At 34.1% G+C, this 8,600-nt stretch carries 7 protein-coding genes and 1 pseudogene; 7 read left to right on the forward strand and 1 reads right to left on the reverse strand.

The features are described 5' to 3' along the window. Window positions 1-128 precede the first annotated feature (128 nt). The 7 genes and pseudogenes from FTV38_RS15845 to FTV38_RS15875 form a co-directional block, all read left to right on the forward strand. Window positions 129-488: pseudogene (locus FTV38_RS15845) on the forward strand (tyrosine-type recombinase/integrase); the annotation flags it as partial. A 480-nt stretch (window positions 489-968) separates the two neighbouring features. After that, window positions 969-1,868 carry a YafY family protein gene (locus tag FTV38_RS15850; RefSeq protein ID WP_180022973.1) on the forward strand — a complete coding sequence of 300 codons (900 nt, stop codon included), beginning with the start codon at window positions 969-971 and terminating at the stop codon, window positions 1,866-1,868. Window positions 1,869-2,085: 217 nt separating this feature from the next. Then, window positions 2,086-2,922, forward strand: coding sequence for a GTPase (locus tag FTV38_RS15855; protein ID WP_180170998.1), 837 nt, complete (start codon window positions 2,086-2,088; stop codon window positions 2,920-2,922). 10 nt (window positions 2,923-2,932) lie between these two features. Further along, entirely contained in the window at window positions 2,933-3,421 is a 489-nt protein-coding gene (locus tag FTV38_RS15860) for a hypothetical protein (RefSeq protein WP_034675520.1), read from the forward strand. A 69-nt stretch (window positions 3,422-3,490) separates the two neighbouring features. Continuing rightward, a complete protein-coding gene (locus FTV38_RS15865) occupies window positions 3,491-5,350 on the forward strand; it encodes a dynamin family protein (protein ID WP_034675522.1) in 1,860 nt (619 codons plus the stop codon). A gap of 11 nt (window positions 5,351-5,361) precedes the next feature. Beyond that, window positions 5,362-7,017, forward strand: a complete 1,656-nt coding sequence (locus FTV38_RS15870; protein WP_171070611.1) for a GTPase — start codon at window positions 5,362-5,364, stop codon at window positions 7,015-7,017. Between the two features lie 4 nt (window positions 7,018-7,021). After that, window positions 7,022-7,285, forward strand: coding sequence for a YkgJ family cysteine cluster protein (locus FTV38_RS15875; protein ID WP_081402601.1), 264 nt, complete (start codon window positions 7,022-7,024; stop codon window positions 7,283-7,285). A gap of 53 nt (window positions 7,286-7,338) precedes the next feature. Here FTV38_RS15875 and FTV38_RS15880 read toward each other — a convergent pair whose 3' ends face one another. Further along, window positions 7,339-8,070, reverse strand: a complete 732-nt coding sequence (locus FTV38_RS15880) for a Fic family protein (RefSeq protein ID WP_120403233.1) — start codon at window positions 8,068-8,070, stop codon at window positions 7,339-7,341. Window positions 8,071-8,600: the final 530 nt, after the last annotated feature.

Genomic DNA, 8,600 nt, shown 5'->3' on the forward strand with positions numbered 1-8,600 from the left:
TGAAATTCATGCACGTGTAGCAGTCCTCAACAGATTTACGGAATTAGGTCGACCACTTACCCAAGTTACGCCTTAAATTTGGCTCAATTAGGGGGCTTTGTATTTCAAATCTTTGTGCAACAAAGCCTGATCAAGTCTTGAAGCTGTTCCAAGAATTGTATTGCATTACTGGATATACCGAATATTGTTTTGTGTCTATGCGAGATAAAACGAAAACCATCAGTGAATCAACTATTAATAAACGATTGAAACAATATGGTTTTGAAAATGGTGAGACAACAGGGCATGGCTTTAGAGCTACGGCAAGAACTTTATTAGATGAAGTTCTAAAATTTCCTATTGAACGTATAGAACAACAACTTGCACATCAGGTTCGCGATATGCATGGTCGAGCGTACAACCGTACTAAGTATTTGGAGGAGCGTTCAGTGATGATGCAAGCATGGTCTGATTATTTGGATCAATTAACGCATAAAAATGTAGAGTAATTAATTTAATAAATATTAGTAAGTTATAGTTTCAGTTAAGTTGACACCACCTCCTTTATTTAATAACGATTTCAAAAAGAAGAAAATTAAGAAATATAATAAACTTTATGACATCTCCTGTCATTTTCATGCCTTATCTTCATCTTTCAGTTGAATAGTTACTTTAAGCAAATCAAGTTTAAAAGCAATATTGAAAGGAAATTTACATGAAAATATGTCCTTATACATTTACCAATAAGCATAAGATGAAGGCATTAAAGCGTATTTTTAGGGCTTTTCTTTTTGGAAAAATAAATAAATTTGAGTTGAAAAAGTACTATGTAGCCATGTTGCATTTGGAGCGTTATTTAGATCGACTAAACTCTATTTAAAGAAAAATGAAGCTTATTTTTTTGTGAATTGGTGTAACTTTTTGTATTTTTAATGTGTTATATTTCAAATATAAATCAAGTATTACTTTTGAATAATTAGAGATAATCTATGCAACGTGATGATTCTATTCATGAGCGTTTAGCTGACAGATTGGCCAATATTTTAACAAAGTTAAATATGGGGTATCAGTTAAGTATAAAAGAACTCGCCGAAGAGTTTGGGGTAAGTACCCGTACGATTTCGAGAGATTTTGATCGCCTCACTACTTATTTGCCGATACAGCAGGATGTTGAAAATAAAAGATATTATCTGGAGTTAAATTATTTAGGGAAAATTGCTCCGAAGGATATCCGCAATTTTGCACAGCTATCAGGAATTAGTCATTTGTATCCGTCATTGGATATGTCTTTTCTACGTGAACTTTTAGATAGTCGAGCACAACAGATTTATTGTGCTAAAGGTTACTCTTTTGAAGATGTAAGTGAGTTTAAAGAACTCTTTAAAGTTCTTGGAAAAGCAATTCAAGAACAGCGACAAATTGGTTTTGTATATAAAGGGGAGCCTCGATTGGTTCAGCCTTATCGTCTAATCCATCATCATGGTAGTTGGTATTTGGCAGCAGTACGAAAAGACCAATTGCGTACTTACCGTATTTCCCATATTCGGCTGATGGGCTCTCCACATGAATATTCACAATTTATTCCAGATCAGAATATTGAAAAACTTGTAGAAGATGATGACAGCATCTGGTTTGGACAGGATAAACAGGAAATTATTTTATCTATTGATAGTCCGGTTGCATTTTATTTTAAGCAGCGATCGATATTGCCCGAGCAACAAATAGTAAAAGAGTTAAATGATGGCGGGTTGCTGGTTTCTTCTAAAATTAATCATGACATGCAGTTGTTGCCATTAATCCGATTTTGGATTCCGCATGTGGCGATTATTAGTCCAGCGCATTTACAAAATGAGTTAGAAGTGGGATTGAAAGAATATTTAGAACGGTAAGGAATAAAATAATAATGTGGAAGCCTAAACCAATGAACGTGCAATGCCCTCAATGTAAAAAAACAGGGATTTTTGCACCTAAAAGTGATGTGATTATAGGTTTCCCGCGATGTAAAAAATGTGGAACCATCATGCAAGTCGTGGGAGAAGTCACATTATTAAATTGGGTAATCCACCCTAAAAGTTGGTTTAAATAAGTAGCGTATTAGGAGATAAAATGTCAGCTTCATATTTATTAAAAGAAAGCCAAGATTTAAGGAAATATAGTCAAGATTTTCTCAATCAATCTTTGCGAAGTGAAAAATCTGTGATTGTGACTTGGGGGTTGATGAATGCAGGTAAAAGTTCATTATTAAATATGTTGACTCAGCATATTGAGCAAGAATTTTTTAAAACCAATGATTTTCGTGAGACTACAGAAGTCTGTGCTTATGAAGCGGATCAATATATTTACTTAGATACACCAGGATTAGATGCAAATGCAGCAGATAATTTAGAGGCACTAAAGGGTATTAAAAAGGCCGATGTTGTGCTTTTTGTACATCAGCTTCAAGGTGAATTGGAAGCAAATGAGGTTGAATTTTTAAAAGATGTTCGTACATCTTTTGGTCAATATGCAGAGAAAAATATTATTCTGATTTTGAGTAAAGTGGATAAGGAAGATCGATCTAAGGTTGATCAAATTCAAAAAAGAGTATTAGAGCAATGTGAGCAATATTTAGGTTTTCAACCACAGTGCTTTCAAATTTCAAATACACTTTATCAACAAGGAATACAAAAGCATAAAGATGGTTTAGTCCGTCATAGTCATATTGAAGATTTAAAGCAATGCATTAATAGTATCGTCTCGAATACGCAAGTCGTTCGTCAAGAGCGATTAAATCAAGAGAAAGCACTATTGTTAAAAAAATTGACTGAACAAAAAACTAAGATTGAAGCGGAACATCAGGCACAACGATCATTATTAATGGATGGTTTTGTTTCATTTCAAAGAAGTTTAAAAAGTTTAAAACAATTTGTTGAGATAAAAGCTCAACAGTACAAAAATATTTAGGAGAATAATCATGCCATTACCTTGGTTAATTGGAGCAGCAGTGGTTGCTGCAGGGGCTGCGGTAGTTGCGGCATTATCAGAAGATGATAAGCCGTCAAACAACAATAATGATGATGAAGATCGCCGCCGCCGAGCCGCTGAACGTGAACGTCAAGAACGTGAGCGTAATGAAAGAAAAATATCGATTAAACAAGAGTTCGATCACGGTGTCCAACGGATATATCAAGAGATCATTGCCTCATTACCCAATTTGGTGACAGTGCATGGAACGAAGATCAATAATCTAACCTTGTCGAGTAATGGTTCTAATTTTTCACAACTGGAATCGAGTTCGGTAAAAACTGCAAAATATCAGTTTATTAAAGATATTTCTTTGTTTGAGCAAATTTATGGAATAAATGTTAAACCTACGGAACAAATGAAAAGCACGCTGAAACAGATGGATTTACTTCAAGATGAATTGAACCAATTAACATCAGTAATTAAAGCATTATCTTAAATTTTTATGTGTAATTCCTTTTGTTAAGGAATTACACATTTTTTGACCTAAATAAGTTTGGATTATTTTATGGACTCAGCGGTTTTGTCAATTTCTCGCCCAGAACTCTTAAATATTTTTAAAGAGTTGCAACAAAAATTTAATTTTTCCCAAGAACAAGATCAAGTTTTTAAAAGCCACTGTCATCAATTTCAGCAAAATATGGCAGGTTATTTAAAAGCATCAGAGCATAATATTTCTAAAAATAATCCATTATTTCAACAGATTGAAAAATTTAGGAACATTCTTGAAAAAACTAATCAAAATTGGCAAAAGAAAATAACTACACAAGATACAGGGGTGCATTTTCGAGCAGGATTTAATGATTCTTTATTGGTGTTTGTGTATGGCAAAGTAAAGTCGGGTAAAAGCTCTTTGGGCAACTATATGGCTTGGGGGCATACTGATCCAACAGATCAACAAAAAAGAAAAATTAAAAAAGAGTTACAGCCTGTTTATTTTTCGGGTCAAAAAACAGAAGTAAAAGGTGGTGATGTTGCCAAAGAAGCTGAAATAAAAAAAGAATTTCGGGTAGGAGCAACTGAAGCAACTAGTTCGATTCAGGGCTTTAGTCTTGATGGATTAACATGGATTGACTCACCTGGATTGCATTCAATTAATCAAGAAAATGGTGATTTGGCAAAAGATTATGTGGAACATGCCGATTTAATTTTATACACCATGAAATCGGATTCACCTGGACGAGAAAGTGATTTAAATGAAATTTTAAACCTTTATCGTACAGATAAGAAGATTATCTTACTTTTAACTGGAAGTGATGATGTTGCACATGATTGGGATGACGAAAAAGATGAAATGATTTCTACTATCGTTATGAAAGATCGACAACGTCGTTTAGATCAACAAAAATATATTCGTTCAGCATTGGAGGAAATTCCAGAGTTGGCAGGAAAAACGAATAATATTGAAATTTTATCTTTCTCTGCACGTTATGCGCAAGAGCACGAAGGTCAGGTTGATAATTTTGCTGATAGCGGCATGGGACAGTTGTTTGCAACGCTTGGGAAAATTGCGAGAGAAGATGGGGTGAAATTGAAACATCAAACCCCAATATTGAATTTTAAAAACTTTTTGACTGATTTTGTGAATGATTTGGAAAACTATGCGCAACTTATTGTGGATTTCCAGCAGCCAATTGAAAGAATACAAAAAAGTATTCCAATTCAAATTAATGAACAAAAACGTTTGATTCAGCAACAGTTTAGCCAAATGGTGGATGATGAATTTGAAAGATTGACTCAATATCGTGATGATCCGATACAAATGAAGCAGGCAATTAAGAAAATAGCGGATATTTTGGCACAGCAGCAAAATCAAGCCATGATTACGGCGCAACAAACGATTTTACAACAAGTGATGAATGAGTTCGGAAGTCAGTTAATGAGTGTTATAAAGCATAATGCTTTATTGGATTTACCGGAATTTAAAATTGAGCAACGTACGGAACAGGTTGCAGATAGTGTAACTTCTGGGACACGTAGGCGTAATGGTGGATTTGGTGCTTTGGTTGGTACTGCTATTGGTGGGGGGATTGGTCTTTTGGGAGGGCCTGCAGGAGTTGCGGCAGGGATGGGAATTGGTTCTACTGTCGGAGGTTGGTTGGGTAGTAAGACAGGTGATGATGCCAGTGTAAATTATCGTGAGATTACTTTAAATGTTGGAGATAATTTAATACACATTCAAAAGCAGTTTGATGAACGATTACAAAATTCAATTCAAGTACAAATGACTGAATTTCAGAAAACCTTACTGGAAATGGCATTAAATAGTGCTGAGCATTTAGTAACGCAATTAAAAAATGAAATAAATAGTTTTCAAAAGCAATTAAATAGCATGATTTTAGATACCGAAACTAAATTGAATGGATAATGAACACCAAAATGAATATTCAGATTAAGCAATTGTTTGCAACATATGAACAGAGCAAAGTGTTGGTGGCTGAGCATACTTATATGCAACAAAGTTTTGCTACAGTTCAAAATATGTTTGAGGATAAGAGAAATAAACCCGATGCCAATATTATGGTGTATGGGGTTTATAATGCAGGAAAAAGCACGTTGATTAATGCCTTAGTTGGGAAAGAAGTCGCAGCCACGGGCGATATTCCATTAACAGACAAAGTCACGGAATATCCATGTCGAAATTATATGATTTTGGATACCCCAGGAATTGATGCGCCGAAAGAACATGAAAATGTGACGAAAGAGCAACTAGAGAAGGCTGATGCAGTAATTTTTGTGGTGAATCCTTTAGGTGTAGTGGAAGAAGCCAAAACCTTAGCGACTTTAATGGATCTCTTCGAAAATAGAAAAAAGGTTTTTCTGGTATTTAATGAAAAAAATCAGCTTAACGAAACAGATTTTATTCAACTTAAAAACCAAACACGTGCAAGACTACAAGAATTAGCCGATGAACGCCATTTAAAAAATATTTTGAAAGATATTCCAATTATTAAAATCAATGCTCAAATGGCATTGATGGGGAAATTAAAAGATAAAGAAAAATTGGTAGAGATGAGTGGGTATTTTGAATTTGAGAAACAATTAGATAAATTCATTGAAGGAATTTCTCAAGAAGATATTTATACTCGACTAGAAAATAATTTAAATTTATTTTTGACAGAGAATATCAAGGGAATTGAAGCGCAATCTAAAGATGAGATTGTGAAGCAATATGATCAGCTTGTTGCTGGTTTATCTAAAGATAAATTAGATACTCGACAAGTTTTGATAAAACGTATTGATGGAAATAAAAAAGAGTTATATGAAAATATAAAATCATGGATTTATAATGATGTGGAAAATATAGAAAATAATATTGAAAACTGGATACTAGATAAATCTAAATTAATTGAAACTGAATTAAATGATTGCTTAACCTCATCTAGCATAAAGATTCAGGATGAGATTGAGCAGTTACAAGCAAATATACCTGCGTTTTGTCTAGATGGATTGCCTAATGATCTTAAGAAGGTGCAAGTTGATCCATTTAGTCAAGAAACTTATGTACATACTGCCTCTGAGAATGATCAAGGGATTAACATTAGTAAAGAACAATTAGGGCAATTTGCAGCATCTATGAGTAAAAATATTAAGACAGAGCATGTCGTTGCTGGGCTTAATTTGGTGAAGCAGTATTTACCTAATTTGATGAAAGGTGTAGGACAAAAAACTATTGAAAAATGGGCTGGGCAAATAGTTGGCAAGGCGGTACCTATTGCAGGGGCAGCAGTGACGATTGGGTTAGCTTTGCATGATATATTCAGTGACGACCCTGAGACAGAACAACTTAAACGCCATCAGGAAATTGAACAAAAGGCAAGAGAACGTAGAGATCAGCAAATTGAAGATTCGGCACTACAAATTTCGGATCAGTTTGCGACTAGTTTAGCCATCGCAATCTATTCAGTTATCGATGATTTTTTTACTCAAATCATTAATGACGTTAAGCAAATCAGTTTAGAGTTCGGAGCGCAAGATCAAGCGAATCGTAAAATTTTAGACCAGCTATTAAATCTTCAACAAGAGTTATCTTGATCAAATGACTAAACAGCAAGAGATAAAGTTTCCTTGTACAGCTTGCGGCAAGTGTTGCCGCAAGGTTAATCTAAGTCTCCAGACGCAATTTTTAGATCGAGGGGATTCAGTATGTCGTTATTTGAATGAGCAAACTAATTTATGTAACATCTATGAAAATAGACCCATTGTTTGTCGCATTGAAGATTACTATAGAACCTATCTATCAGATCAAATTGAATGGATTGATTTTATTAAGATTAATGAGAGTATTTGTAATAAACTATAAGTTTAATATTTATCATTAAATTGCTATCTCAACATTTATGGCGAATATTATTCTTAAATCCCCAATACAACTTGATATGGTTTAAATCCATCAAGCACAGCCTCAGAAACTAATTGGATAAATGCTTCAGTTTTTCCATAAGCCATCCATTGATCTAAAGCTTCATAGTAAGCCAAACGATTTTCTACTGTAATCACACAAGGCGGATATCCAGCTTTAAGTAATTCGAGATTCATCAATAAGCGTGATGTACGACCATTCCCATCAATAAATGGATGAATGCCTACAAAGTCTGCATGTACTTTAGCTGCACGTTCAATAGGATGTAGCTTATGTGCCTCAGTATTGTACCAATCGACAAGCTGAGCCATTTTATCATTCAACAGTGTATAGTCGGGTGGGTTAGTCGTAGCACCTGAAATCAACACGTTTTGTTGGCGATAACGTCCTGCATTGTCATCATCGATATTTTTTAGAATGAGTTGATGGATATTACGAATCTGCCATTCAGAAAAAGGTTCTTCTTTACGAATAATATCTTCAACATAATAGATCGCATTTCTATGGTTAATTGCCTCGAAATGTTCTCGTAATGCTTTTCCACCAACGGTAATGCCTTCCAAAACCACTTTTGTTTCTAGCAATGTCAGTGTATTGCCTTCAATTGCATTTGAATGATATGTCCAGCGAACAATAAGATCTTCTTGTAGATTTTTTACAATTGCAGGAGAAAGAGGACGATGCTGATCTAATTTTGTTTTTAAAGCATCTATATTGTCAAACATAACTTTCACCCTGAAGTTGTACTCTTGAATGATACATGAAAAAAATAAATATAAAAAAGTAATGTTATAACATATCTTTTAATATTGAATGCGTACGTGTTAATATCGGGACACCATTTCAAATCCTGTTAATGGATTTGAACAAAATAAATTTTGTGATTCAATGCACTAAATCTAATTTGGGTAAAAAATGGGTACAGGAAAAATGCTATTGGCTTTATGGTTCACTAAATCAATAGCTTAGGAGTTGAGTTAAATTGACGCCATCACAGCTACTTTACTAAATATGGCTATGTATTACGTTATTGATAGCTGGAATGTTAAAGTCTAAAACGTGTTATTATTTCATATAAGATTTTGAAATATATAAAAATATAGGTTTATTTTTGTTTGTTTGTTTGTTTAGATCTCTTTCATAAATCAAAAAACGATCTTCTTTTTGGTTAATATTTGCACTCCGGATTTCTTAGCATTCGTGCATAATCTGCGGATGAAATACATCGATTCAAACAAGCTTTCTGATCCTCAGT

This window comes from Acinetobacter sp. YH16044, from assembly GCF_013417145.1.
GTDB classification, from domain to species: Bacteria; Pseudomonadota; Gammaproteobacteria; order Pseudomonadales; family Moraxellaceae; genus Acinetobacter; species Acinetobacter amyesii.

Excerpts from the sequence above, each read along its gene's own strand:
- FTV38_RS15860 (WP_034675520.1), top strand. The coding sequence starts at position 2,933 with ATGCCATTACCTTGGTTAATTGGAGCAGCAGTGGTTGCTGCAGGGGCT.
- FTV38_RS15865 (WP_034675522.1), top strand. The coding sequence starts at position 3,491 with ATGGACTCAGCGGTTTTGTCAATTTCTCGCCCAGAACTCTTAAATATT.
- FTV38_RS15855 (WP_180170998.1), top strand. The coding sequence starts at position 2,086 with ATGTCAGCTTCATATTTATTAAAAGAAAGCCAAGATTTAAGGAAATAT.
- FTV38_RS15880 (WP_120403233.1), bottom strand. The coding sequence starts at position 8,070 with ATGTTTGACAATATAGATGCTTTAAAAACAAAATTAGATCAGCATCGT.
- FTV38_RS15870 (WP_171070611.1), top strand. The coding sequence starts at position 5,362 with ATGAATATTCAGATTAAGCAATTGTTTGCAACATATGAACAGAGCAAA.
- FTV38_RS15850 (WP_180022973.1), top strand. The coding sequence starts at position 969 with ATGCAACGTGATGATTCTATTCATGAGCGTTTAGCTGACAGATTGGCC.
- FTV38_RS15875 (WP_081402601.1), top strand. The coding sequence starts at position 7,022 with ATGACTAAACAGCAAGAGATAAAGTTTCCTTGTACAGCTTGCGGCAAG.